Annotated in this window: 18 protein-coding genes; 4 read left to right on the top strand and 14 right to left on the bottom strand. The window is 71.4% G+C overall.

Annotated elements, in window-relative coordinates:
* Window positions 1-44 precede the first annotated feature (44 nt).
* Complete coding sequence (locus ACFYXF_RS37600) at window positions 45-1,487, bottom strand: carboxylesterase family protein (protein WP_389356454.1); 1,443 nt, start codon at window positions 1,485-1,487, stop codon at window positions 45-47.
* A gap of 423 nt (window positions 1,488-1,910) precedes the next feature.
* Here ACFYXF_RS37600 and ACFYXF_RS37595 point away from each other — a divergent pair, with 423 nt between their 5' ends.
* A complete protein-coding gene (locus tag ACFYXF_RS37595; protein WP_389356453.1) occupies window positions 1,911-3,077 on the top strand; it encodes a cellulase family glycosylhydrolase in 1,167 nt (388 codons plus the stop codon).
* Here the strand turns inward: ACFYXF_RS37595 and ACFYXF_RS37590 are convergent.
* The 11 genes from ACFYXF_RS37590 to ACFYXF_RS37540 all read right to left on the bottom strand — a co-directional run bounded on the left by ACFYXF_RS37590 (window position 3,074) and on the right by ACFYXF_RS37540 (window position 18,932).
* The gene (locus ACFYXF_RS37590; protein ID WP_389356452.1) at window positions 3,074-4,366 is read right to left on the bottom strand and encodes a glycosyltransferase family 4 protein; all 1,293 of its coding nucleotides are present in this window, start codon (window positions 4,364-4,366) and stop codon (window positions 3,074-3,076) included. The genes ACFYXF_RS37595 and ACFYXF_RS37590 overlap by 4 nt on opposite strands.
* On the bottom strand, window positions 4,363-5,598 hold the full coding sequence (locus ACFYXF_RS37585) for a polysaccharide pyruvyl transferase family protein (protein ID WP_389356480.1): 1,236 nt from the start codon (window positions 5,596-5,598) through the stop codon (window positions 4,363-4,365). Before ACFYXF_RS37585 ends, ACFYXF_RS37590 begins: the two co-directional genes overlap by 4 nt.
* Window positions 5,599-5,603: 5 nt before the next feature.
* On the bottom strand, window positions 5,604-7,103 hold the full coding sequence (locus ACFYXF_RS37580) for a lipopolysaccharide biosynthesis protein (RefSeq protein WP_389356451.1): 1,500 nt from the start codon (window positions 7,101-7,103) through the stop codon (window positions 5,604-5,606).
* Window positions 7,100-8,248 (bottom strand): glycosyltransferase family 4 protein, encoded by a 1,149-nt coding sequence (locus ACFYXF_RS37575; RefSeq protein ID WP_389356450.1) that lies wholly within the window; start codon window positions 8,246-8,248, stop codon window positions 7,100-7,102. The genes ACFYXF_RS37580 and ACFYXF_RS37575 overlap by 4 nt, the downstream gene beginning before the upstream one ends.
* Entirely contained in the window at window positions 8,245-10,659 is a 2,415-nt protein-coding gene (locus ACFYXF_RS37570; protein ID WP_389356449.1) for a hypothetical protein, read from the bottom strand. Before ACFYXF_RS37570 ends, ACFYXF_RS37575 begins: the two co-directional genes overlap by 4 nt.
* Complete coding sequence (locus ACFYXF_RS37565; RefSeq protein WP_389356448.1) at window positions 10,656-11,747, bottom strand: glycosyltransferase family 4 protein; 1,092 nt, start codon at window positions 11,745-11,747, stop codon at window positions 10,656-10,658. Before ACFYXF_RS37565 ends, ACFYXF_RS37570 begins: the two co-directional genes overlap by 4 nt.
* A gap of 77 nt (window positions 11,748-11,824) precedes the next feature.
* The gene (locus ACFYXF_RS37560) at window positions 11,825-12,421 is read right to left on the bottom strand and encodes a hypothetical protein (protein ID WP_389356447.1); all 597 of its coding nucleotides are present in this window, start codon (window positions 12,419-12,421) and stop codon (window positions 11,825-11,827) included.
* Window positions 12,418-13,353 (bottom strand): glycosyltransferase family 2 protein, encoded by a 936-nt coding sequence (locus tag ACFYXF_RS37555; RefSeq protein WP_389356446.1) that lies wholly within the window; start codon window positions 13,351-13,353, stop codon window positions 12,418-12,420. Before ACFYXF_RS37555 ends, ACFYXF_RS37560 begins: the two co-directional genes overlap by 4 nt.
* A gap of 336 nt (window positions 13,354-13,689) precedes the next feature.
* Entirely contained in the window at window positions 13,690-16,482 is a 2,793-nt protein-coding gene (locus tag ACFYXF_RS37550) for a hypothetical protein (RefSeq protein WP_389356445.1), read from the bottom strand.
* A 703-nt stretch (window positions 16,483-17,185) separates the two neighbouring features.
* Window positions 17,186-17,344 carry a hypothetical protein gene (locus tag ACFYXF_RS37545; RefSeq protein ID WP_389356444.1) on the bottom strand — a complete coding sequence of 53 codons (159 nt, stop codon included), beginning with the start codon at window positions 17,342-17,344 and terminating at the stop codon, window positions 17,186-17,188.
* A gap of 67 nt (window positions 17,345-17,411) precedes the next feature.
* Window positions 17,412-18,932, bottom strand: coding sequence for a catalase (locus ACFYXF_RS37540; RefSeq protein WP_389356443.1), 1,521 nt, complete (start codon window positions 18,930-18,932; stop codon window positions 17,412-17,414).
* A 294-nt stretch (window positions 18,933-19,226) separates the two neighbouring features.
* Here ACFYXF_RS37540 and ACFYXF_RS37535 point away from each other — a divergent pair, with 294 nt between their 5' ends.
* Window positions 19,227-19,820 carry a DUF4232 domain-containing protein gene (locus ACFYXF_RS37535; RefSeq protein ID WP_389356442.1) on the top strand — a complete coding sequence of 198 codons (594 nt, stop codon included), beginning with the start codon at window positions 19,227-19,229 and terminating at the stop codon, window positions 19,818-19,820.
* Window positions 19,821-19,836: 16 nt separating this feature from the next.
* On the opposite strand, the gene ACFYXF_RS37530 is transcribed toward ACFYXF_RS37535, so the two are convergent.
* Together ACFYXF_RS37530 and ACFYXF_RS37525 are read right to left on the bottom strand one after the other, a co-directional pair.
* Window positions 19,837-21,120, bottom strand: coding sequence for a helix-turn-helix domain-containing protein (locus ACFYXF_RS37530; protein WP_389356441.1), 1,284 nt, complete (start codon window positions 21,118-21,120; stop codon window positions 19,837-19,839).
* Window positions 21,121-21,253: 133 nt separating this feature from the next.
* Window positions 21,254-22,192 carry an SGNH/GDSL hydrolase family protein gene (locus tag ACFYXF_RS37525; protein ID WP_389356440.1) on the bottom strand — a complete coding sequence of 313 codons (939 nt, stop codon included), beginning with the start codon at window positions 22,190-22,192 and terminating at the stop codon, window positions 21,254-21,256.
* Between the two features lie 330 nt (window positions 22,193-22,522).
* Here ACFYXF_RS37525 and ACFYXF_RS37520 point away from each other — a divergent pair, with 330 nt between their 5' ends.
* Window positions 22,523-23,893, top strand: coding sequence for a sialidase family protein (locus ACFYXF_RS37520; RefSeq protein WP_389356439.1), 1,371 nt, complete (start codon window positions 22,523-22,525; stop codon window positions 23,891-23,893).
* Between the two features lie 209 nt (window positions 23,894-24,102).
* A complete protein-coding gene (locus ACFYXF_RS37515) occupies window positions 24,103-24,996 on the top strand; it encodes a helix-turn-helix transcriptional regulator (RefSeq protein ID WP_389356438.1) in 894 nt (297 codons plus the stop codon).
* Window positions 24,997-25,009 lie beyond the last annotated feature (13 nt).

Raw genomic sequence — 25,009 nt, 5'->3', positions numbered from 1 at the left:
TGTGCTCGCCCCCAGGTGCGTTGTTCCGGATCGCCCGGTGGCCGTCAGGGGCGGGCGATGTTCTCGAACAGGTCGAGGACCGCCTGGTAGCGGGCGCTGGGCTCGTAGGGAGGGTTGCCGACACTTCCCGAGGTGGGCCGGTCCGTGACGGCGGGCCACAGGCGGGTCTGCTCGCCAGTGACGAAGTCGAGGACGATGTCGCGGACACGCGTGTCACGGTCGGCCTGTTCGGGGCTGCGGCCCGGCTGTTCCTGGCCGACCAGGGCGTACATCTCGGTGCCGTGCACGGCGGGCGCGCCCTCGGCGGGCCCGATCACGAGGAGACGGGCGTTGCCGCCCGCGGCGGCGTGGGCCAGAGCACCGCGAGCGGCGGGGAGCGTGAAGATGTAGTCCGTCAGGGACGCGGCGCGGACCTCGGCGGGGGTGCGGCCGCCCTGGTCGTAGGTGTCGACGATCCTCCTGGCGCGGGAGCGGGGAATGCGCCACCCCGCGAATTCGTCGGTGACGCGGTCGACGGTATGCGGGTCGAACCGGTCGAGGTCGTTCGCCACCCACCAGCCCATCTCGTCACTGGCCGTGCTCAGGAGGACGTCGACGTCCCGGTGCGAGCCCGAGGCCAGGACTTCCAGGGGGTGGGCGTGCAGCACCCCGCCGGGCTGTTCGGCGTCCAGGACGACGCCGAGGCTCTGGTTGTCCATCCCGCCACGGACTCCGAGATCCGTCGGACAGACCTTGCGCAGGGCGGCCACCAGGGAGGCCGTGTCGAGATCGATCAGCTTGTCGGGGGTGCCCGCGACACCGAGTTCGGTGACGAACCGCTGCGCGAGTTCCTCGGCCCACCAGGCCGGGACGAGACGCGAGGGCGCGCCGGAGAACCCGGCCAGCCGCCGGTACAGGCCGTCCGCGGAGGAGGCCCCGAGCAGCCCGAGGGTGGAGTAGGCGCCCGCGCTGTGGCCGAAGACGGTGACGTCGTCGGGGTCGCCACCGAAGTGGGCGATGTTCTGTCTGACCCAGGCAAGCGCGGCGATGACGTCCTGCAGGCCCAGGTTGCCGGCCTCGGCGAGCGGCCCGCCGTACTGCGAGAGCGAGAGCGCGCCCAGTGCGCCGAGCCGGTAGTTGACCGACACGCTCACCACGCGTCCCGTCGCGGCGAGACCGGCGGCGTTCGAGGTGGTCTGCGTGTTCGCGCCGAACTCGAATCCGCCGCCGTGGATGTACACGGCCACCGGCAGTGTCTTCCCGGCCGGCTGCTCGGGGGCCCACACGTTCAGGTTCAGGCAGTCCTCGCCCGTCCCGCTGTCCGCTTCGAGCCAGTCGCCGCTGTCGGGCTGGACGGGGGCGACGCCCTTGCGGTCATAAGGGCGGTCCGCATCGAAGTCCGCGACCACGGGGCGGCGGTACCGCTCGGCGGTGGCGTACGGGATTCCCCACCAGGACCGCACCCCTGGTGCGGTCGGAGCCTTGGGCGCGGTCGCGGTCGCGGTCATGGCGTGAGATTCCTTCCGGTGCGGTCGGGGTTTTTCGCGCGGTGCGTCGGCTGCTGGTTGCTGGTTGCTGGTTGCTGGCAGTGACGCTCCCCCAATCATTTCCTGCGACTCCACAAAGCACCTGGCGGACAGCGGTCACCTGATGGTCACCAGGCGACACTTGTCTGCTCCTGACGGTCGGCGACGGCTGTGCGAGGGCCCGGTCGGGTGGTGGTCGTGAGTCGGTCCGTTACGGCATCGACACGATTTCTGCTCTGGGGTCGATGGCACGATTAAGCTGCGCGGGTGTCTCACCAGCCCATATCACCTGTACCCGGACGCCGGCGCTCGCGCCGCGCGGAACGTTCGGGGGCATCGGGGATAAAACGACGTCTCGTCGGCGCACTCGTCTCCGTCGCCGTGCTCGGTGGCTCTGTGGCCGCCATGGCGGTCCTGACCGGCGTCGGCTCTCCGTCGCGTACGCCTGACGCCGGCATCGGAGCGTCGGCGTCCGTGCCGGGGCCGGCCGCCTCGGCGTCGGAGGGCACCCGCGACCAGGGGCTGGGATTCGGGCTCTCCTTCGGCGACACCCTGACCTGGATGACGGACGCGGAGCGGGCAAAGGCCCTCGACGACGCCGTGGAGCTGGGTGTCCGCTGGCTGCGGGTGGACCTGTCGTGGCGGAACATCCAGCCCGACTCTCCGAGCCAGTACGCGTGGGAGCGCTTCGACCGTGTGGTGGACTCGGCCCGAGCCCGCGGGCTCGACGTCCTGCCCACCCTTTCCTACACCCCGCGCTGGGCCGCCGACCCGAGCTGCGCGAACACTAGCCAGGCATGCCCGCCCGCCGACGACGGGCAGTTCGCCGAGTTCGCGCGGCAGGCCGCCGAGCGGTACGCGCCCAAGGGCGTGCACACCTGGGAGATCTGGAACGAGCCCAACATCAAGCCGTTCTGGAAGACCGGCCCCGACGCCGCGCGCTACACCGCGCTGCTGACCGCGACCGCTCCCGCCATCCGCTCCGTCGACCCCGATGCCTACCTGCTGCTCGGCGGGCTCGCCGCCGTGGACACGCAGCCGTCCAAGCAGTACGTGTCCCACCAGACGTTCCTCGCGGAGCTGGGCCGGCTCGGAGCTCTGAAGCAGGTGGACGCCATCTCGTACCACCCGTACACCTATCCCCTGCTGCCCAGCACGAAGACCGCGACCGGTACTCGCTTCGAGGAGATCGACCGCACCAAGGACAACCTCGTCGCCGTCCTCGCGCGGTACGGGGAGCGGGGCATGCCGATCTGGCTCACCGAGACCGGCGCGCCCACCTGGTCCCGGGGCAGGGCGGCGGACAACGAGTCCGCCCGGGACACCGCGCATGTCACCCCGGCGCTGCAGGCCAGGATCGCCAGGGACACGGTGACCGCGTCAGCGGCGATCCCCTCGGTGAAGGTCGTGTTCTGGTTCTCGTACCAGGACGGGGAGCCCGAGACCTCGTCCAGCCGCAAGTCGCAGCACTACGGGCTGACGTACTACGACGGCCGGCGCAAGCCCGCCTTCGATGCCCTGGAGCAGGCCATCCGTGCCTACCGGGAGAAACAGGAGAAGAAGCAGCGCTAGAGGGTTCGGAACAGGTCCAGGTAGCGGGCTGTCAGGAGCGGCCAGGCGTAGCGCTCCTCGGCCACCTGCCGGCCAGCCTTCCCCATCCGGTCGGCGAGGTCCCCGTCGGCCAGCAGCCTGGTGCACGCCGCCGCCAGGGCGTCCGGGTCGCCGGGGGGAACCAGCAGGCCCGTCTCGCCGTCGGCGACGACGTGGGGGATGCCGCCGACGGCCGAGCCGACGACGGGCGTGGCGCAGGCCATGCCCTCGACCAGTGCCATGCCGAACGACTCGGCCTCGGTGAGTGACGGCAGTGCCAGGACGGCGGCCGTGCGCACCGCGTCCGTCAGGGCCGCGCCGCTCAGCGCGCCCGGTGTCTCCAGCCGGTCGGCGACGCCGAGTTCGTCCGCGAGGTCGCGCAGGCCGGGCAGGGCGTCTCCGTCACCGACCAGGCGCAGCCGCCCGTCGGGTACGTCGCCGGCGAGCCGTGCGAAGGCGCGTACGAGCACGTCGACGCCTTTCCACGCCGAGGAGCGGTCCATCCGCCCCACGTACACGATCGTGCGGGCCCGCCGCGAGCTGGGCTCGCCCGGAGTGAAGCGGTCGGTGTCGACGCCCGGTGTGATGCGCACGGCGTGCGGTCGGCCCTCGGCCAGGGAGACCGGTGACACGGCGACCAGACGGCGGGCGCGGGCGAAGACCCGGGGCAGCAGGGCCTTCTCGTACAGGCCGATCAGCCGGTCCGCGGTGCCGCTGCCGGGCCCGCCCTTGCGCATCGAGCCCGCGTGGTACGTCAGCACGGTCGGCCGGCGGCCGGCCATGACGATCGCGAGGTCGCCCAGACCGGGCACCGGCGCGTGCGCGTTGACGACGTCGGCGCCGGTCCGCCGCAGCCAGTACCGCAGTTGCAGTGGCCACAGGGGGCTGAGGGGGGTGTTGGACAGCTTCAGCCAGGCGCCGAGCCGTACGACCCGGACGCCGTCCTCGGTGGTGACACGGGTGCGCAGTCCTCCGTCGAGGTGCGTGGTGATCACCACCGCGCGCAGACCGGGATCGGCCGCGACGGCGGCGGCCAGACGCGCGGTGTACTGCTCCACCCCGCCGATCTTCGGCGGGTAGTACGGCGTGACGATCGCGACCGTACGGCGGCCGTGCGCTCCGCTGGAAGAGCCGCGACTGGCGCTCGTCCGGCTGCGGCGCCATGGCGGCTGGTCGCGCCCACGCGGCGGTAGCCGCAAGTTGAACACAGCCCCGCGCCCCTTCTGGGCGCTGACGAACCGGCGTGGGCTTCGCCCGACCCGCTTGGTCACACCGCCTCCCTCAGTCGGGCGGGCAGGGACCGGGCTCGGGCGACGTAGCCGGGCAGGTTCGCGTCGAGGATCCCGCGGTACGGGGCGGGGTCCTTCAGGAGCGGTTCCACCAGCGCCCAGAGCTTGTCGTGGGTGACGTCGGCGATGGGTACGACCCACTCGCCGAGGCCGAGATCGGCCATGATTCCGCGGGTCTTGTGCTCGTACTCGATGGCCACGCACGGGACATCGCTCGTGAGCGAGAAGATCACCGAGTGGAAGCGGGTGCCGATGAGCAGCGTGCACTCGTCGTAGAGGCCCTTGAGGTCGCGGTAGTCGACGACCTCGTCGACCATCAGCGGGCCGCTCGCGCAGTGTCCGGCGATCCTGCGCTCGCAGATACGGTCGTCGTCGCCGAGGTAGTCGGTGCTGACCTGGGGGATGAGCACCACGCGGGCGCCGGTGGCCTGGACGGCGTCGATGGTACGGGCGAGTTCTCGTTCGTAGCGCTCCTGGGCCGCGGGGGCCAGCCAGCGGCGGGCGGTGACGCCGACCAGCCGCTCGTCCGGGCCGACGCCGATCCGGGCCCGCCAGTCGATCCGCCGCTCGGGTTCGAAGGCGAAGCCGGCGTCCACCGCACGCTCGACGCGGTCCGCCGGGACACCGCACGCCAGCAGCTCGCCCACGCTGACGTCCTCACGCGCGAGCACCGCGGCGGAACGGCGCATGACCCGGCCGACCAGCCGGCGCTGGGCGGCGGCCGGGAACGGGCCGAAGGACTGCGGGGCCCAGACGACCGGGACACCGGCCCTCTGGGCGAGCAGCGCCGGGAGCAGGACGAAGAAGACGTTCTGGTAGCCGTCGAGGCCGGGGCGGGCCAGGACGTAGCCGCCGCCCATGGACACCACCAGGTCCGCCCCGGCCACGGCTTCGGCCTCACGCCGGGCCTCGGCGGGCAGCACTCGCCGCACCACGCGGGCGAGGGGGCGGGGCAGCGTCACGGCGGCGACGCCGGCGACGCCCAGCAGCGCCTTGCGCAGGAGGCGGCGGGGCAGTGCGACGGTGCCGTCGGCAACATGGCGGCGGATGGAGCCGATGTTCCGCACGCCCTCGAATTCCGGGTGCACGGCCGCGTCCTCCATCCCCGCGATCACGACGTCGGCATCGGGGAAGGCCTCCTGTACGTGGCGGAGGCAGACGGAGAGCAGCGCCGCGTCACCCGCGTTCTCACGGACGTACGCGTTGATCACCACGATGTTCAAGGGGCTGGCCTCTCGGAACGGGAGCGGGGCAAGGACGGCCCGGTCGGGTGGGACGGGTAGGGGGCGGCGTCGACCGCATAGGGATCGTCCGCCGCATAGGGATCGTCGGCCGCATAGGGATCGAAGTAGGGGCGGCTACTGAACTCGCCGGGCGCCGCACCGCCCGCTGCCGTCGCGGGGGCCGCCGAGGGGGAGGCGGTGTTCGGCGACATCGCCTGCCCCCGTACCAGGCTCACCGTGGCGAACACGCCGGCCACGGCGTTGCCCGCGGCCCATGCATAACCGACCCAGACCAGTCCGCGGTCGGCGAAGGCCGCGCTCAGGCCGATCGACAGGGTGGCCATGACGGTGTTGGCGGCGATCAGGTGGCGCATGCGCTGGGCCAGTTTCAGGGCGAAACAGGCCCAGGTGTTCAGTGCGACGGGCAGGGCGGCGATCGCCAGGACGGTCAGCAGGGGACGCGCGTGCTCCGCGTACCCCGCGCCGAACATCCGCAGCAGCAGTCCCCCGCCGACGACCACCGCCGCGGCGGCGGGCACCTGTACGGCCGCGATGATCCGCGCCGAACGCAGCATCAGTTCGCGGAACCGGGCCTCCTCGTGCGAGACCTCGGTGAAGACGGCCTCGCCGACGGCGGTGGAGACGGCGTTCAGCATGGCCGCGATCTGGAATGCCACGAAGTAGTAGCCGGCCTGGGCCGCGCCCAGGTGGTTCAGCACGATCAGCGGGGTCGCCAGCACCGGCGCCAGGTTGACCAGGTTGGAGACGTGACTGGCCACCGAGAAGCGGAACTTCTCGCGCAGCCGGGTGCCGCGGGTGCGCAGATCGGCCCGGAAGCCGAGGCGGCGCCTGAGCACCAGCAGGGCGACGGCCACCGTCACCGCGTAGCCCACGCCCGCCGAGGCCACGATGCCGAAGACGCCGAGTCCGGTGAGGACGGCCGGGACGGCGACCTTGGCGGCGCCCTGGGTCAGTCCGTCGATCAGGACGTTGTACTCGGGGATGCGCGCCGCGTTGAAGACCGACTTCACCAGCATGCTCGTGGCCGCGCAGCCGCAGAAGGCGGCGAAGGCGGCGGCCGACACCCAGTCGTCGCGGACGAACTCCAGCTTGGCGCCGTACAGCGGCAGCCCGAGCAGGTAGATCCCGCCCGCCCCGCATCCCACGACGGCGACCAGCAGCATGGCTTGGCTGATCTGCGCGTTGCGCGCCTCCCGCTCGGCCGGGAACCGGATCAGCGTGTTGTTGAGCCCCAGCAGGCTGAACGTGGCCAGGAGCGAGGTCGCGGAGATCAGCGAGGTGGCGAGGCCGACCTGGGAGGCGGTGTAGAAACGGGCGACGACGACCCAGAACACGAAGCTCAGACCGGCCGTGACGACGGTGGAGACGAGCAGGAAGAAGGAGCTGCGGTAGATGCGGTCGCCCGGGCTGCGGTGCCGCCCGCGCCCGCGTGCGCCTCCGCGTGCGACCGGGACGGAGGCGGTGACGTCCGTCATCGGCGCTCACCGGGGCCGCGGTAGTGGTCCCGCAGGGTCCGTACGTGGTCGTCCCAGGCGAACGCCTTCTCCGCATAGGTGCGGGAGTACTCGCCCATCCTGGTCCGGCGCTCCGGGTCCGCCGCCAGGGCGCGCAGTTCGGCGGCCAGCGCGGGCACCTCGCGCGGCAGCAGGGACACCCGGTCGCGGTCCAGGTGGTAGGGGGCGTAACCGGGGTCGTCGGTGGTGACGACGGGCAGCCCGGACGCCATCGCCTCCTGCACGGTGAGGGGGAAGCCTTCGGCGGTCGAGGGGAGCGCGAAGACGTCGCAGGCGCGATAGGCGTCGGCGACGGCCTGCTGCGACAGGGCGCCCAGATGATGGACGCCGGGGCGGCCCGCGAGGGCGGAGGCGTCGCCGCCCCCGGAGAGGACCAGGTCGTATCCCGCGTCGGGGGTGTGGGCGGCGAGGAGCAGGTCGTACCCCTTCTTGGGGACGAGCCGGCCCGCGAACAGGACCAGGACCCGGTCGGGGGGCAGGCCGAACCGCTCACGGGCGAGCGTGCGTTCGGCGGCGGAGGCGGCCGGCCGGAAGCGGTCGGTGTCCACGCCGTTGGCCAGGTGGTGGGCCCGGTGCTCCGGGGCGCCGTGGGCCCGTACGAACCGGGCGACCGAGGCGTTGAGGGTGAACACCGCCCGGGCGCCGCGCAGCAGGGCGCGGCCGGCCACGCCGTACACCGTGCGCTGGACGGCCTGGACCAGACCCGAGGGGTGCTCGACGACGGCCACGTGCTGGGTGAGGACGTAGGGGGTGCGGGTGAGCCGCGCGGCGAGGCCCGCGGCCCAGGAGCTCAGGTACAGGCAGTCGTGGATGTGCACGGCGTCGGCCCGGCGCGCCAGCCGCAGCGCGGCCGTCAGGAGCCGGGGCGAGAACAGCGGAAAGGGCACCCCGGCCCGGCGTTCGGTGCCGTTCCACGCGGCGACCCGCACCACTCGTACGCCTTCCTCGACGGTGACGGAGGAGCGGCCGCCGCTCGTGAGGACGGTCACGTCGACGCCCTGCGCGGCGAGGCCCTGGGCCTCGCACCGCACCACGTTCTCGATGCCGCCGACGTGCGGCGGGTAGTAGTGGCTGACCAGCAGGATCCTCAGCGGTCGTGCGCTCATCGGTAGATCACCGCTCCCCCGTTGCTGTAGATCAGGTCCCGGGAGTCCAGGACGTCCATCGGGTACCGGTACGTGATCAGGTCGCCCCCGTAGAACACGGTCACCTCGCCGGTGCGGGTGGGCGTGGTGCCGAGCAGCACATAGGAATCCGTGCGCAGGGCGGCGGGGTACACGTCGGCGAGCGTCGGACGGGTCAGCAGCGCCTGCAGCCGGCTGTAGCTGAACCGGTCGGTCTGCACGAGTCCGCCGCCCTCGTCGCCCATGCGCGCGTCGAGCCAGAGCGCCGCCCTGCGCTCCTCGGCGTGGGGGTAGTAGATGGCGTAGTACTGGCCGGAGCCGGACAGCTGCAGCTGCGCCGGATAGCCGCCCAGCACCTTCGGCACCACCCCGGACAGATCGAGCAGCAGCGCGGCCAGCAGCGCACAGGCCAGGGGCACCGTGCGGCGGCCGGCCCAGCGCAGTGCCCACAGGGTGGCCGTGGCGAGGAAGGGCGCGAAGAAGAACAGCCCCTGCTGGAAGGCGCGCAGCAGGCTGTAGTCCACGGACAGCTGCGGTACGAGGGTGAAGACGGCGACCATGCACCAGGCGCCGGCGGCGATCGTCACCTGGTCGCGCACGGGATGGAACGCGGACCGGCGCGCCCACAGCGCGACCGCGAACCCGGCCATCGCCATCACCTGGAAGAACAGCGCGGCGGCCTGCCGCAGTCCGCCGTTGAGCCCGGGCACGCTGATGCCGAGCCCGTCGAGCACCCGTCCGGCGGCGGTGAGCTTCATGTCCGGGACCGGGACCACGGGTGTGGACAGGCCCTCGATCTCCTTCAGCGGCAGGTAGTCCCCGCTCGCCCGCTCCGCCGCTGTCTGCTTCAGCAGCTCCGCCTTGTACTGCTTCAGCCGCTCGGTGGCGGGCACCTTGGCGCCGCCGAAGATGCTGTAGGCGGTGTCCGACGAGCCGGACTCCGACTCGCCGCCGAGCACGGCCGACGCCACCGCGTGGAGGGTGCGCTGGGTCTGGCCCCCGGTGTGGGTGAGCGGGCCCGCCCACACCAGGGCGAGCACGGCCGGCACCGCCACCACCCACCAGGTGAGGAACGAGCGCATCCGGTCCTCGCGCCGCTTGCGCCGCCATCGTTCCCGACCCCGCCGGGACGCGAGCCGCCACGCCTTGTCGAGGAGGAAGGAGATCGCCAGGGTGCCGACGACGACGTAGGTGGTGGAGTAGTGCGACAGCACGATGCCGGCCAGCAGCACCACGAACACGATCCGGCGGAGCCGAAGCGGTCCGCGTGAGTCGGTGAGCACGACCATGGCGCAGCCCAGCAGCAGGAAGGCGATCTCCTGGCGTCCGAGATAGGGCATGTCGGTGAAGAACGTCGGGAAGACGATGAAGTACACCGCCGACATCAGCGCGACCACGCGCGGGGCCACGTTGCGCACCGCACGGTGCACCAGCACCGGAGTGAGCGCGAACAGCAGCGGCAGGACGACCTTGAAGATCACGGTCTCGGAGAGCGCGGTGAGCTGGAAGACGCTCACCGGCAGCAGGGTGATGCTCAGACAGGCGTTGTACGGGTCGGTGTACGTGCTGATGTCCCAGTGCTCACCGCCGAGGGCGAGCCGGAAGTACAGGAACTCCTTCTGGATGTCGTGGCCGGTGATGTACTGCCCGCGCAGCGAGGTGAGCAGCAGCAGCGCGGCCGACGCGCAGTACAGGCCGAACTCCAGGACGGGCACCGGGTAGCGGCCCCGGCGCAGCAGGAGAAGGGCGATCAGTGCCGCGACGACGACCATGGCGACCGTGCTGACGGCGCCTCCCAGGCCGTTGTTGAGCCGGATCGGCCCGGCCACGGCGAGGACGAGGGCGATCCCGCCGACGGCGGCGACCGGTCTGACGCCCCGTGTGGCGAACAGGCCTCTTCCTGGTGGCCGCTCGGGCCGTCGCGGCTCCGGTGCGAGCACGCCGAGCACGACGAGGGCGGCGGCGGTGGCGATCGTCAGAACGAGCCGGGTCAGCGGGCGTTCGACGCCGAGCGGCGGCAGCGCCGTGTTCACGGCGAGCGCGACCACGATGTCCGTCATCACCGTGAAACCGACCGAGAGCAGCAGCGTGGCGGTTCCGGTGGTCACGATGCGCGCGGCGACGCCCCGCCACAGCAGCACGGGGACGCCGAACAGCAGCCACAGCCCGGCCAGGGTGCGCAGCGCGGCGGGTGACTGGGGCAGCAGCTCGACGACGGTCGCGGGGGCGAGGCTGAGCAGAACGGCGAATCGCCGGTGGAACAGGGGGCCGCGGGCCACACGGCTGCGCCAGGCGGGCCGTTCGTCGGACGGGGCGGACAGGTCGGCCGGGTCGGACGGCTGGTGGGGGGCGGGCTCGCGGATGCGCAGGGCCAGGGTCTCCTTCGTCGTCACAGACCCGCCTTGACGTAGACGTCCTCGACCAGCCGGGCAACGGTCTCCCACGAGTAGTCGCGGGAGCGTTCGGCGCTGGCGTGGGCCAGCCGGGTCCTGAGCGGGTGGTCGGCGGCGAGGGCGTCGATCGCCTCGGCGAGGGCGGCCGGTTCGGGCGCGGCCAGCAGGCCGGTGTCCCCGACCAGTTCCCGGGTGCCGGGTACGTCGGTGGCGACGACCGGCAGCGCGGCCGCCATCGCCTCCAGCACGACCAGCGGCATCCCCTCCTTGTCCGACGGCAGCACGAAGGCGTCCGCGTCGGCGTACGCCTTGACGAGGTCCCCGCCGAGGAGCCCGCCGCTGAACTCGACGTTGCGCAGGCCCAGCCGGTCGGCCTGGTCCTGGAGGCGGCCCCGCAGCTCGCCGTCGCCGACGATCCGCAGGTGTACGTCCTCCCGTGTCAGGTGCAGGGCGTCCAGCAGCCGGGCCACGTTCTTCTGGACGCCGAGCCGGCCGACGTACAGCAGCTTCAGAGGTCCGGGCGCGGGCGTACGGACCGGCATGAAATACGCCTCGGCCACGCCGTTGGGCACGATGTGGACGCGGTCCGCGGGCACCCGGTATGTGCCGGTGAGGAAGGCCGCCTGGGTGTCGGTCAGCGCGATGACACCGGCCGCGGACCGCAGGACGCGGCCGAAGACGTGCTCCTTGTAGTGCGGAAGGAGGGCGCCCAGCGGACCGGAGGCGTCCACGTCGAGGTGGAAGTGCAGCAGGAAGGGGGTACCTCGCAGTCGGGCGGCGAGGGCGACCATCTCCGGCAGCAGCGCGTGCGCGCAGTGCAGGTGGACCACGGCGTCGCGGGGCAGCCGGGCCAGGTGCGCGGCCAGGCCCGGGGCGACGGCGGTGTGTGCCACCTCCACGGCTCGGTGCCGGTGCACCACGACTCCCTCCTCCCGGGCGACGCGCGGCGCGTCGGGGAAGCCGAGGGCGGTGGTCAGGACTCGTACGTCGTGCCGCTTGGCCTGTTCCCGCGCCAGGTTGGAGACGACGCGCTCGAGCCCACCCAGGTGCGGGGGGTAGTAGGGGGTGATCTGGACGATGGTGCGCATGAGGCTTCCCGTGGGGTGGGCTGCGGCTCCTGGAAGTGGCCGGCTGGTCGGTGAACTGGCGGCCGGTCGGGGGACCGTCACCGCAGGTGCGCTCGGAGCCGCTGCGGGTGCCCCGGCAGGGTCACCTCGACCAGGTCCGCGTCGCGTTGCTCGCCGTCCTCCAGACGCAGCCGGACATCGGTACCGATCAGGGCGCCCGGCTTGGTGGTGACCGTTTCCGTCTCGGCCGCCAGGCGACGGCCCTTGGCATCCAGGACCCACGCCCGGACGGGGTGCCGGCCGCCGGTGTCGCCGTGCTCGACGAGTTCCACCGGTACGACGAGTTCGTCGCCGTCGAAGAACGGCTCCCTGCCGAAGTACAGCTCCAAGTAGGCCTGCTGACGCTCGGTGAAGGAGTCCCGCAGCACGGACCGCACCTGGGGGACGGTCCAGGCGGCACCGCACAGTCCCAGCACGACCAGCACGACGAGAACCGGAGCGAGCACCCGCCGCAGCGGCCCGCGTCCGCCGCCGGGCCGTGCCGCCGACGGCGGGTGGGATCCGGTGCCGTCGGGCGTCCGGGGCCGTTGACGGCTCGGCGCCCGGCGGGCATGGCCGCCGCCGGCGGGCTGCGGGGCATGCTGCTCCCCCGTAGCCCGCCGCTGCGGCCCGTCTTCGGACGGCGGTGTGCTCACGCCATTTCCAGAGGTACCTCTTCGGCGGCACGCGGTGTCGGCATGCTCTGGAGCGTCCTGTGTCCGCTGAGGTGGTCCCCCTTACCGGAATTACCAGAACCCAGTTCGGATACCAGTCGCGTCTTGCCGTTGAGTTCCTCCACGGCTGTCGCGGCCCGCTCGGCGGCATGGGCGGCCCGCTCGGCGGCGGCGGTGGCCCGGGCCATCTCCGCCAGCGGGACCATGCGCGTAGGAGTGCCGCGGAGTCGGTTGTCGCGGAGCTTGTGCTGGAACAGCTGGCGCAGGTTGGCGACCCCGTCGGGCAGCGCGTTCAGCTTGACCTCACCGCCGCGGACCCGGTACTCGATGGGCACCTCCAGGCAGCGGAAGCCGGCCCGGGTGGCCGCGTTCTTGATCTCCTGCGAGAAGGCCATGCCCGGCGAGCGGACGTCTATCGCCTGCCACACATGACGCTGGAAGATCCACATGCCTGACTGCGAGTCGCGCAGGCCGTTGCGGAACAGGGTCCGGCTGAGGGCGCTGAGTGCGTGGTTCGCGACCGTGTGGGACGGCTTCATGGCGTGCCGGTTCTCGACGCCGAGCCGGTTCGTGGTCATGAACTCGACTTTCCGCGCGTCCATGATGTGCAGCAGATGCGGCAGGGCGTCGAACGGGTACGTGCAGTCGGCGTCACCCGTGGCGATGGCCTCTCCGCGCGCCGCGTCGAACCCCGCCTGGTAGGCGTTGCCGTACCCCCGCATCGGCTGCGAGACCACCGTGGCGCCCAGCGACCTGGCCACCTCCGCGGTGGCGTCGGTCGAGGCGTTGTCGACCACGATGACTTCGACCGTCCAGCCCGCTTCGGCGAGTTCACGACGCGGGATGGACTCCATCACCGTCGGCAGGTTCTCAGCCTCGTTGAGCGCGGGAATGACAATGGACAGAGATCTCACAGAAGGCCCCCCAGGGCATGCGCAGATGCTCGTGAGACATCACTGAGAACCTGGGCCCCCTTGCCCGCTCCCGACAGCGCACCGACTCATGCCTCACGGCACGAGCCCCCTCCGCACCGTGGGACTCCCCCGCCCGTTGCGCACACATGTACGCCAAACGAACTGATGTCTGTTTCAAGTACTTCACGCACACTATCCGATACTCACTTCACTCCTACATCACCTTGACTCAGTCGTTATCGACATTTCTTGCGTGTTTCCGGTGGATAAACCGAAGGTCGCCCACCTCGCGCGAAACGGGATGGCCGCCCGGCCGACAGGGGCCGGGCGGCCCGCTTACCCCCGTACCGTGCCGGTGAATTCCGGGCCCTCGATCGCCTCCCCGTTCGTGTCGTAGGTCCACAGGCGCAGCCGTAGCGACTCCGTGTCCTCGGTCAGGTGATCGGTGACTGTGGGCACGGACAGGTCGATGGTCAGGCTGCCCGCGGGCACTTCGGACATGAGCAGCGTGCCGTCCGGCTGTGTCGCGGACAGGGGGCGCTCGGGATCCGGCGAGGCCCCGAACTGTTCGTCCAACCACGTCGCGGGGACGTCCTCGGTGGACAGTTCGGTGCCGTCGGAGACGGGGAGCAGTTGCAGGTCCGTCCACGTGGCCACGTCGGCGGCGGCGGAGAGGGTGATCCGCCAGACCAGCGGTTGGCCCTCGGTGACCTGGTCCGCGACCGGTGTCATGGTCACCGTGGGCTGGGGGTCGTCGTTCTGCGCGGTGACGCCGCCCAGGTAGGAGCCGACCACCGCGCCGCGTACGGCCCTGACGGCCACCCGGTGGAGATCGTCGTAGCTGTAGCGGGTGTTGCCCTCGATCTGCACCGGCACGTCGACGCGGGTGCCCGCCCGGACCTTCACCGTACGCGCGACCGGGTGGTCGCTGCCCGGCTCGGCCACGAACAGCCTGACCTCGCCGACGCCCGACCCGGAGACCTGTACCGGCACCTGGTAGGTGCGCGTGCCGGAGTCGCCTTCCACGACGGTCAGGTGGCCGACGTCGACGCGCGCCAGCCGCGCGGGCTCGACGACGGGGGTGCCGGGGCGCCAGCCGGAGGCGTCCACCAGCCATGCCGTACCGGACTCGGTACGCGGGGTCAGGTGCAGGGTTCTGACGTGGCCCAGGTCGATGCGCTCCCGGGTGGCGGCGGACAGGGGTACGCGGACCTCACGTGCCCAGTAGGAGGAGGTGCGGGAGGTGCCCGGCACGCCGTCGACGCGGACCCGGCCGAGGTCCGCCCGCCTGCCGGAGGTGTCGGTGAGGGCGATGTCCAGCTCGGTGCCGGTGGTGTTCGGCGGGACGATCACGCGCAGGCTCAGCGATGTCGCGCCGGACAGGGAGACCGGGCGGGCGGGGCTGAGCTCGGTGGCGGTGCCGGGGCGGCTCCAGTTCATGGCCAGCGCGTACCGGTCCGGCTCCTTGCCGGGGGTCACCCTGCGCCACTGGGCGAAGTGCGGGGAAGCGGTCAGGAGGGCGGGGTCCAGGCAGGAGACGTTCGGGTCCGGGTCCACCTGGGCGCACAGCCGGCCGCCGCCGACCGTGGCGGAGGGAGCGGGGAGGAACACCCCCGAGCGGGCGGCGCCGACGGCGTGGGTGAGGACGCGGGCGGGTCCGGCGGAGGCGGCACGCACGGGGGACCCGTCGAGCAGCGGGCGGGCCCGGTCGTCACCGGCGACGAACAGCCGGGCCGCGGCGGCTATGTACGTCGAGCCCGCCTTCTGCTGCTGCTCGGCGGTGAGCCGGGTGGCGGTGCCCGGCGAGCACAGCGGGTCGTGCTCGTCGCCGCCGTAGGAGAAGTCGTCGTCGGCCGGTGCCGTGGCCTGGCCGGGGGTCCACTCGCTGTTGAAGTAGTTGTGGTTCGCGCCCGTCATGTAGACCGCGCTGTGCAGGGCCCTGCCGCGGCTGACCCCTCGGGTGGCGTCGACGTAGAGCTCGCCCTGGAGGTCGATGACGTCTCCGTCGCAGCCCGGCAGGATCGACACGGACGGCACGTCGGGTGCGGGGTTCTGGCCGAAGATCGTGGCGCCTATGAGGACGGTTCCGCGTATCGTCCAGCGGGTTCCGCCGTGGTAGCCGTCCTGGTCGGCGGGCGGCGGGGTGAGGCTGTCCAGCGCGGCCCGGTCGGCGCCCTCACCGCCACGGGAGTGGCCCACCAGGAGCACCCGGCCCAGGTCGGCGCGGGGCGCCCGTCGTACGACCTCGGGGGCCGTGGACGGGTCGGCGGCCCAGTCCGCCCAGTGGGCCAGGTGCAGCCGTATCAGCGAGGAGCGGGCCTGGGCGCCGGCGTCGTCGGCCTGCCAGTCCTGGGCGTTGACGGAGTTGGCCGAGATCGAGACCGTCACATAGCCCTGGGAGGCCAGGAGTTGCTGGTCGTGCAGGTAACCGCGGTAGCTCGGCACCGACTCGTAGTCGGCCGGGCACGGCCACTCCAGGGTCGCGTCGTCGCCTTTGAAGCAGGTCACGTGGCGCCCGTGGAGGAACAGTGCCAGCGGGCGGCTGCCGGTGGCGCCCTGCGGCGCGACCACCACGGCCTTCATCTCCACCTCGGTGTCGTAGCCGGGGAGTTGGACCGATGGCAGGGAGTACTCACCGCTGGTCGTACGGAACGAGCCGGGCACGCCGGGGTCGACCTTGTTCACGGTCGCCGGCTGGGGCAGGCGGGACGGACTTGACGAGCTGTCAGCTCTGCGGTGCTCGCGGGCCGCGTCGTTCGCTCCGGCCGCGTCCAGACGGCGGCCCGCGGCCTCGACCCGCAGCTCGTCCGTCCTTCCGAGGCGCACCCCGTCGAGCGGCAGCCGGAAGGTGCGCCCGTCCGCGGCGGGTCTGGGGATGCCCAACAGGCGGTCCCCGCTGCGGAACTCGACCTGGGCATCGCCCACCGGCACCTTCTCGGGCGAGCGCCACACCAGCGCTGCCGACTTCCCGGAGCCGGTGGTCAGCCAGCCTTCGGGAAGTCCCGGAGACGCGGGAGCGGACGGCCGCCCGGGCTCCGGTTCGGGCGCCGCGAGCGCGGCTCCCGGCGCCGCCAGCGCCAGCGCGAGGGCCGCCGCCACGGCGGCCGTCACGCGCGAGACACGGATCACTTCTGTTCCTCCTCATGGTCAGTGCCCCGAGAACCCCACGGGCTCCGGGCTCCCCCGACGCACCAAATGCAACACATCCGATCACCTTGTCACCTCCTCGCACAGCATTCGCACAACTTCCGTCCCTTTCGGGCAACAGGACACGTGCAACCAGGGGCAGTTGGTCTGTCGGCGCGCCAACGTCCGCGCAGGTGAAGGGTGTTCGCTGGTCCCCGGTCGCGGTCGCGGGCACGACGGCGCGCCCGCGCTCCAGGTGGCGAAGGGGCTGGGCGTGCTGATGGTGCAGACCAGGACAGGCAAGAACTACGGCGGAGGGCTCGCCGGACCGGACAACCACGGTCGGCAACGGTGCCTGCGCGCCCCGGCGACGACACCGGTGCGATGAATCTCAGTGGGGCCCGCCCTACTCACGACTCACGGCGGTGGTCAGGGTGATCGGCGTACGACCGGGCGAGGACGCGAAGCGCGCACGACAGCGCGCGGGGGCGTGGGCCGGCACCAGGTCACCGAGAAGGAGGCTGCGTGAAGTCGCCCGGCGGCTGGGCGAGAAGGGGAGCCTCCCGTGACCTCGGCCGGGCCGCTCCCCCGGCAGGGAGTGCGAGCACTCGCCGTCGACTGCGCTCCGGCGCTCGACGGCGCTCATGGCATCGCCCCGGGCAGCAGCCCTGTGAACTAACGGCACCCCTTACCGGGAAAGGATCGGTCAGGAATCGTCTCCGGTCGGGAGATCGGGCTCGTCGTCGTCCTCGGCCTTGTCCCGGACGTCTCGGGGTGTGGGTGTGATGACGTTCCGCTCCTCTGCGGACCGTTCACGCGTCTCCTCGTCGACCGGAGGTGTGTCGTCGTCACCGGGGGTTTTCATGGGGTTCCCCTCGCTCGGGTTCCGGGTCGTGGGCTGTGTCGCTCGACGCGGACGCAGCTGACGGGTTCTATGCCTTGTGCTGCATGGCGCGGCGCGCGGGGTTGCCCTGTTCCGCCGTCTTCGGGTCCTTTTCGTGGGACTTCGCTCGCACGCCGTCGGCGATGCGCTTGCCGGTCGTTTCGTCGATGTTCGACCAGTACGCGAACGCGCGTTCGAGGACGGGCTCGCTCACCCCGTTGAGGAGATGGCCGACGACGTTGTCGACCAGGCGGTCACGGGCCTCGTCGTCCATGACCTCGCGTATCAGGGTTCCCGGCTGCCCCCAGTCGTCGTCCTCCGGATGGGACACGTACGCGGAACGAGTGATCTCGCCGTCCGCTGCCCAGCTGGGCGGGGTTCCGTAACGGGCCGTGTCGGCGGCCGGACCGCCCTTGGAGTTCGGGGCGTAGACGGGGTCCGTCGTCCTGCGGTAGGCCATCGCGCCGTCCTTGGAGTAGGAGTGGACGTCGACGACGGGCGCGTTGACGGGAAGCTGCTGGTAGTTGGCGCCGATCCGGTGGCGATGCGCGTCCCCGTACGAGAACAGGCGGGCCAGCAGCATCCTGTCCGGGCTCGGCCCGATGCCGGGGACCAGGTTGTTCGGCTGGAAGGCCGCCTGCTCGATCTCGGCGTGGTTGTCCGTCGGGTTGCGGTCGAGCGTCATACGGCCGACCGGGATGAGCGGGTAGTCGCCGTGCGGCCACACCTTGGTGAGGTCGAACGGGTTGAAGCGGTAGTCCGCGGCGTCCTCGTACGGCATGACCTGCACATGGAGGGTCCAGCTGGGGTATTCCCCGTCACGGATGTGTTCGAAGAGGTCACGCGTGTGGTAGTCCGTGTCGACGGCGGCCATCTGGTCGGCCTCGTGCTGGGTGAAGAACTCGATGCCCTGGTCGGTCTTGAAGTGGTACTTCACCCAGAACCGCTCGCCGTCGGCGTTGATCCACATGTACGTGTGCGACGAGTACCCGTTCATGTGACGCCACGTCCGCGGAATTCCGCGGTCTCCCATCAGCCAGGTGACCTGGTGGGCGGATTCCGGGGAGAGCGTCCAGAAGTCCCATTGCATGTCGTGGTCGCGCAGGTTGTTGTCCGCGCGGCGTTTCTGGGACCGGATGAAATGCTGGAATTTCATCGGATCCTTTATGAAGAAGACCGGCGTGTTGTTGCCGACCATGTCGTAATTGCCTTCGCTGGTGTAGAGCTTCACCGCGAAACCACGCGGGTCGCGCCAGGTGTCCGGGCTGCCGCGTTCCCCCGCCACGGTCGAGAACCGTATGACCAGGTCGGTGCGCGTGCCCGGCTGGAACACGGCCGCCTTGGTGTAGGCGCTCACGTCGTGGCTCACTTCGAAACGACCGAATGCGCCGCTCCCTTTCGCATGCGGCTGGCGCTCGGGAATTCGCTCCCGGTTGAACTGCGCCATCTGCTCGATCAGGTAGGCGTCCTGAAGAAGGACCGGTCCCCCAGGTCCGACGGTCAGTGAGTGTTCGTCGCTCTCCACCGGAGCGCCCGAGTCGGTTGTGGTGGCGGGGCGGATCTCTGTCATGACACTCCTTCTGCCGGCTGTCACCTTCGGTGTCGCCGGGCCTCCCTGGGCCCACAAGCCGCGTGACCCCGAGCGGCCGCGTCAAACATCGTCCGGGCGTCCCATCCCTGACAGGCATCCCAGGCTCCCTTGTTTCCGCAGGTCATCGGGGTGGGATCGTTCCACCGTTGCGGGTTGGGGAGCGGCTGTTGTCCCACGTCCATGAGACATCCGATGCTCTGGGCGTCGCACCGGCTGAAGCGGTCGGGCCGCGGGTGCGGGCGACCTCGTACCGATCAGAAATGGAACACGCATATGAACGTGAAGTCTCTTGTGAGTCGTCGTGTGGCCGTGGCCGCGGGGCTCGTTCTGGCTCTTGGGGGTGGTGTGGCGGTGGCGGCACAGGCTTCCGCCACGGGGCCGCAGGCGATCAGTGGGAAGGCCACGGACGTGGTGACGCACCGCACTGTCGCCGCCTGCTCTCAGGAGGTCCTCGGGGTGTCCGCCGTGAAGGAGCCCGCGGACAGCGAGGACGCCAGGCATCTCCTCCTCACCGTCCAGAACACCGGCGGCAAGAAGTGCAACGTCTACCGCTACCCTCTCGTGCGGCTCGGCGCCGGCCGGACCACGGCCCGCGTGATCGAGGAGAGCGACCCGAACCCGGGGGTGCCCGTCACCCTCGCTCCGGGTGAGGAGGCGTATGCCGGTCTGCTCGTCAACGGCCCCATGGACGAGTACGAGGCGAAGAGCATCACCCTCGGCCTCCAGGGGCGTAAGGCCGGCAGCAGCGTGGGCAAGCCGATCGATGTCCCCATGCCCGTCGAGACGTTGTACGCCAATGACTTCCAGCGGGTCACCTACTGGACGACCGCTCCCGGTTTCGCCCTGGATTTCATCATGTCGAAGTGACGGGGGCAGGGGCCGGTCAGGTCATGGGGACCCAGCCGCCGGGGTCTCGGTACCAGTAGAGGGGTAGCCCCTTGATGCTGGTGGTGCGGAACGCGTGGCCGTGGTCGTCGATGCGCATCGTGCCGGTCCGGCCCTGTGAGGACCAGTCGAGTTCGAGGTACCAGTCGCAGGTGCAGGACTCGGTGCGCGCGGAGAGCAGCAGGACCTCCGGCTCCCGCAGGGACACCTGGTACGGGAAGTCGATCGCGGGGGTCGGTCTGTCCTGCTCGTTGCCGGGCATCGAACGGGCCAGGGGTCGTCGCGCGTCGAGGTCCACGGAGAAGTGACGGGGGACGAGGATGGCACCGCAGCCTTCGTACATGGAGTAGGCGGTGCCCAGGGGGGCGGCGGGGACGGTGCGGTCGACCACGCGCACGTGCAGTGCCTCCAGGACGACGGCGGCAGCGCCGCGTCCCTGCACCGAGATCCGCAGATCGGTGGTGCGACCGTGCACCGCCCCTTGCGACACGGCCCACGCGGCGGCGTCCTGCGGGGTCGGCGGTGGCGGGACCTGCCGCGGCGGCTTGGCGATGACGTAGTCGTGGGCGCATTCGCTTTGCCAGATATGGGAGTTGGCCGTCCAGGTGAGCGGGGCCGGCGGTGCGACCGTGACCGTGCCGGCGCTCGCCCGGTTCTCCTGCGGGCCGCCGCCGGCGGGAGGTCCGGCAGCGGACGCGGTGAGGCCGACGAGCGCGACGGCGAACGAGGCCGCCAGTGCGATCGCTCGCGCGGGCCGTCGCAGGAGGCGCCCGGCGTGGGGTCGCGGGGCGGCAGGTGAGGTAGGCCCTGGGTGCCGGGCGGCAGGCGAGGTGGGCCCCGGGTGCCGGGCGGCAGGCGAGGTGGGCCCCGGGTGCCGGGCGGCAGGCGAGGTGGGCTCGGGTGGCTTGTCCGCCGGGGTGTTGTCGCTCGTCGATACGGCCGGTGCCGTACCGCCCGTGGTGTCGTGGGGCGTCGGTGTCCGCAGGGCGTCGGAAGGGCGGGATCGCTGCCGTGCCGCGACCGCCAGGATCCACCGGCGGTGCAACTCCACGCGTTCCTCGGGAGAGGCTCCGCAGAGTCCGGCGAACCGCTCGATTCCCGCGTAGTCCAGGGGGACCGTCCCTCCGGCGCAGTAGCGGTGCAGCGTGGAGGCATTCATGTCCAGACGCCGTGCCAGCGCCGCGTAGCTGCGGTCCGTGCGCTCCTTCAGACACGTCAGCAGAAACGCGAACTCCGCTACGTCGTCGTGGATTTCGTCCATGTGGTCCGTACTCGCATCCATCCGTCGGCCCGTCCATGCCTGCCCCGATCCGGGACAGCGTCCCGGCCACTCCCGATACCTGCACGCCGATACGGCTGGGATGGTTCCAGGGTTGCGAGCCGGTACCGTTCGCTCGCCGTACGCTGTGCGAACCTCACCCCAGCGCGGACTTCACCAACGACGCCGCCGCCTTCATGCCGGCCTCGTTCGGGTGGTACGTGGTGCGGCCCGAGGCCGGCTTGTACTTCTCCACCCACGGGGTGGCCGCGCACGCGTCGTGGCCGTGGCTGGCGGTGGCGAAGCGGACCAGGGTCGCGCCGGTGCGGTTCGCCGTGTCGATGTAGGCCTGCGCGAGGCGGGCGGCGACGGTGCGCTCGAAGGTCCGCTGGTCGGCGGTGAGCGGTACGCCGGTGCAGCCGCCGGTGTCGGGCAGGAGGGTGGAGTAGCTCACCAGGAGGATGCGTGCCTGCGGGGCCCTGGCCTTGACGGCGTTCACGACGTTCTCGATCTTCTGGCCCACCGATCCGAGGGCGGTGTTGATCGCGGCCTGGCTCACGGTGCCGCAGTTCGCCCCGCCGCTGTTCTGGCAGGAGTAAGTGACCGCGCTGCCCAGGTAGTTGACGTCGTTGCCGCCGATGGTGATCGTGACCAGGTCGGTCCCGCTGTTCACGGCGTTGATCTGCGGCGGCTGCGAACCCTGCTTGGTGGTGAGGATGTTCGCCGTCGTGGCGCCGCTGCAGGTGACGTCCGTCAGCTTCGCCCCGGTGTCGCGGGCCACGATGCCGGCGTAGTTGTCGGCCGACCGGCTGCACGCCGCCGCCCCGCTGCTCGACTGGAGCGGCGGAATGCTCGGGCCCGCGGCGAACGAACTGCCCAGCGCGACGTAGTCGAGACCGGCCGCCTTGGCCGAGGCGGTTCCCCCCTGAGCGGTCTTCGTGGTCAACGAGTCGGCGGCCAGGGACAGTTGGGCCTTCGACCGCGAACTGGAGCCGTCCGTCGTCGCGTTGCCTCCGCAGGCCGTGAGGGCGAGGGCACCGACGACCAGGGCCGCACAGGCCAACAGGGCGTTTCGTCGGGGGGTGTTCGCTGCCATGAGGTGCTCCTGTCTTCATGGTTCATGGGGTGTGGCGTGCGGGGTGTGGTGCGCTCCGGTTCTGTCAGAGGAGAGCACCCAGTGCCGCATGTGGTTTCCAGTGAGACCGCTTGATCGCTGTCGCGTGACCGAACCAGGACATCCGGAGGGCCGGTGACTGCGGAACGGCCGCCTCTGGGCACTGCGAACGCAGTAGTCCGCGGCCTGCGTCCGTATGAGGCCGTCGGTGCGGGGCGGCTGGCAGGGTCAGGGGGTCGAAGGCGCCTCGCGTCTTGCGGAGCGCCGACCTCCAAGTCCCGTACACGCACGGAGATCAGAGAGGCTCGCCACGTGAGAACCCCCGTATCGCCCCGGCCGAAGTGGGCCGCGTTACTGTCCGCACTGTCCGCGCTGGTTCTGCTGGCCGGTGCTCCCGCCGCCCTCGCCGAGACGCGCACGGCCTCGCAATCCGCTCCCGCCGGCGAAGAGACCCTTGGACTCGAATCGATCCTCGAACTGGATGTCACCGATCTGCCCGGGACCCGGGAGGGGCAGCCGGTCGTGGCCGTCAATCCACGGAATCCCAGGAACCTGGTCTATGTGGCGACGGTCTTCCCCAACCGTCCGGCGCTGGAACCCGTCGGGGAGTGCTTCGTCGCCTTCTCGCAGGACCGGGGGAAGACCTGGCAGCGGTCGACCTGGCCGCTCGGTGACCGTCCCCAGTGCGGCGAGCCCATCGTGACCACGGACGCCAAGGGTGTCTTCTACATCTCCAACAACCAGATCGGCCCCGATCCCGCGACCACGTACACCAACCACAACGTTGTCTCCCGGTCGGTCGACGGCGGTCGTACGTGGATCGGTCCCGTCGAGACGCCTCTGCTGCTCGGTGGTGCGCCCAAGCTCAGGGTGGATTCCGCCACCGGCAAGGTCTACGCGGTCGCCGGCGCCGTGTGGGAGTACCCCAGCGCCGTCTCCGTCAGCGCGAACAGCGGCGCGACCTGGTCGGATCCCGCGGTGATCCCCGGCCCCATGCCGTGCATCGTGGTCTCTCCCGCCATGCCGCCGGCCTGCGGATACCCGGGCCGTGAATTCGCCGTGCACGACGGGATCCTGGCGTCCCCCACCCAGGAGGGCACGGTGACGCTCCATGTCACGCGTGACGACGGAAAGACCTGGGTGGACCGTCCGGTCACCGACAGCGCCGGTACGCCGGTCCCGGCCGGCACCGGCGCGCTCGTACCCGTTCCCGCCCTGGGCGCGGCCGCTGACCCGGTGCCCTGGGTGTCGGCCGACCCGACGCGCAAGGGCCGCTTCGCCGTCATGGTCCCCCGGGAATCCAACCTTGAGGTGTACGTCACCGGTGACGCCGGACGGTCCTGGACCGGACCGGCGGTGATCGCCGCCTCCGCCGCGCAGCGGCCCTGGATGGAGTTCGGGCCGGGCGGGCAACTGGGCGTCATGTGGCGCACCACCACGCTCGACGCCTTCTCCGTCGTCTCCTTCGACCACGGCCGTACGTTCAGCCGCGCGCTGCGGGTCAACGCGACCACTCAGCCCGCCGGTGTCAACGGGCCTCCCGGGGACCGCTGGTCGACCATCACGCTCGACCGGCGTTACGCGTACGTCGCCTGGTCCGACGGGCGGAGCGGGGAGTTGGACGGCATCCTCGCCAGGGTTCCGCTGAGTGCCTACCGTGGCAGCGGCGGCCAGACGGGGTGATCGGACCTGAGCGTGGCTAAGACCTCCGTGCGGTGCAGTGTGCAGTCGGCAGCTCTGCATCGCACGGAGGTCTTCGTGTCCCACCGCGACGCGCTGCCGACCGCCTCCCGCACAGCCCTTGACGACGGTCCCCGGAGAGCTGGAAGGGGGTACTGCCAGGGTCCCTTTCGCCGGGTGCGGGCCGGGTCGGCGCCCGTAGCGTGGAGGGCATGGAGCCGAGCACCGGGATCCGCGAGTTCCTGACCACCCGCAGGGCCCGGATCACCCCCCAGCAGGCCGGAGTTGTCCCCGACGGCGGCGCACGCCGGGTGCCGGGACTGCGCCGCGAGGAGGTCGCCCGGCTCGCCGGTGTCAGCGTCGAGTACTACACGCGCCTGGAGCGCGGCCGGGCCGGGCAGGTCTCCGAGACCGTCCTGGACGCGGTCTCCCGCGCCCTGCAACTTGACGACACCGAGCGGGCCCACCTCTTCGCGCTGGCGAAACCGGCGTCCCCCGCGCAGCGGCGCCGTCCCCTGGGCCCCCAGCGTGTGCGCCCGGGCCTCCACCGGCTCCTGGACACGCTCGGCCATGTGCCCGCGATGATCCAGGGCCGCCGCATGGACATCCTGGCCGCCAACAGGATGGCCCGCGCCCTTTTCACCGACTTCGAAGCACTCCCGCACCGCGACCGCAACCTGGCCCGTTACGTCTTCCTCGACGCGCACGCCCCGGAGCTGTTCGTCGACTGGGAGAGGTCCGCCGGCAGCTGCATCGCCCACCTGCACTGGTACGCCGGACGCAACCCCCACGATCCGCAGCTGACAGATCTGATAGGCGAACTGTCGCTGCGCAGCCCCCGGTTCCGTCACCTGTGGGGCAACCCGGACGTCGTCTGCCACAGCATGGGCACCGAGCGCTTCCACCACCCGCTGGTCGGCGACCTCGCGCTCGACTACGAGGTCCTCGACGTGTCCGGCGCCCCCGACCAGACGCTGGTCGTCTACACCCCCGAACCCGCGTCGCCGTCCGCCGAAGCCCTCAGCCTGCTGGGCAGTTGGACCGGCGACACCGCGACCGACGCACGTGGCCACGCGAGTTCCTCGCCGAGGCCGACCTCGTCATAAGGCGCGGCCACTT

The organism is Streptomyces sp. NPDC002680 (assembly GCF_042889145.1).
Classification (GTDB): domain Bacteria; phylum Actinomycetota; class Actinomycetes; order Streptomycetales; family Streptomycetaceae; genus Streptomyces; species Streptomyces adonidis.
Note: the sequence above shows the minus strand (reverse complement) of the source record. Positions and strands in the feature narration are given on the sequence as shown.

Bases quoted from the DNA above. Each gene is read 5' to 3' on its own strand.
- ACFYXF_RS37565 (WP_389356448.1), bottom strand. From the start codon at position 11,747: ATGCGCACCATCGTCCAGATCACCCCCTACTACCCCCCGCACCTGGGT.
- ACFYXF_RS37530 (WP_389356441.1), bottom strand. From the start codon at position 21,120: ATGGATGCGAGTACGGACCACATGGACGAAATCCACGACGACGTAGCG.
- ACFYXF_RS37595 (WP_389356453.1), top strand. From the start codon at position 1,911: ATGGCGGTCCTGACCGGCGTCGGCTCTCCGTCGCGTACGCCTGACGCC.
- ACFYXF_RS37525 (WP_389356440.1), bottom strand. From the start codon at position 22,192: ATGGCAGCGAACACCCCCCGACGAAACGCCCTGTTGGCCTGTGCGGCC.
- ACFYXF_RS37515 (WP_389356438.1), top strand. From the start codon at position 24,103: ATGGAGCCGAGCACCGGGATCCGCGAGTTCCTGACCACCCGCAGGGCC.
- ACFYXF_RS37540 (WP_389356443.1), bottom strand. From the start codon at position 18,932: ATGACAGAGATCCGCCCCGCCACCACAACCGACTCGGGCGCTCCGGTG.
- ACFYXF_RS37580 (WP_389356451.1), bottom strand. From the start codon at position 7,103: ATGACGGACGTCACCGCCTCCGTCCCGGTCGCACGCGGAGGCGCACGC.
- ACFYXF_RS37535 (WP_389356442.1), top strand. From the start codon at position 19,227: ATGAACGTGAAGTCTCTTGTGAGTCGTCGTGTGGCCGTGGCCGCGGGG.
- ACFYXF_RS37575 (WP_389356450.1), bottom strand. From the start codon at position 8,248: ATGAGCGCACGACCGCTGAGGATCCTGCTGGTCAGCCACTACTACCCG.
- ACFYXF_RS37545 (WP_389356444.1), bottom strand. From the start codon at position 17,344: ATGAAAACCCCCGGTGACGACGACACACCTCCGGTCGACGAGGAGACG.
- ACFYXF_RS37600 (WP_389356454.1), bottom strand. From the start codon at position 1,487: ATGACCGCGACCGCGACCGCGCCCAAGGCTCCGACCGCACCAGGGGTG.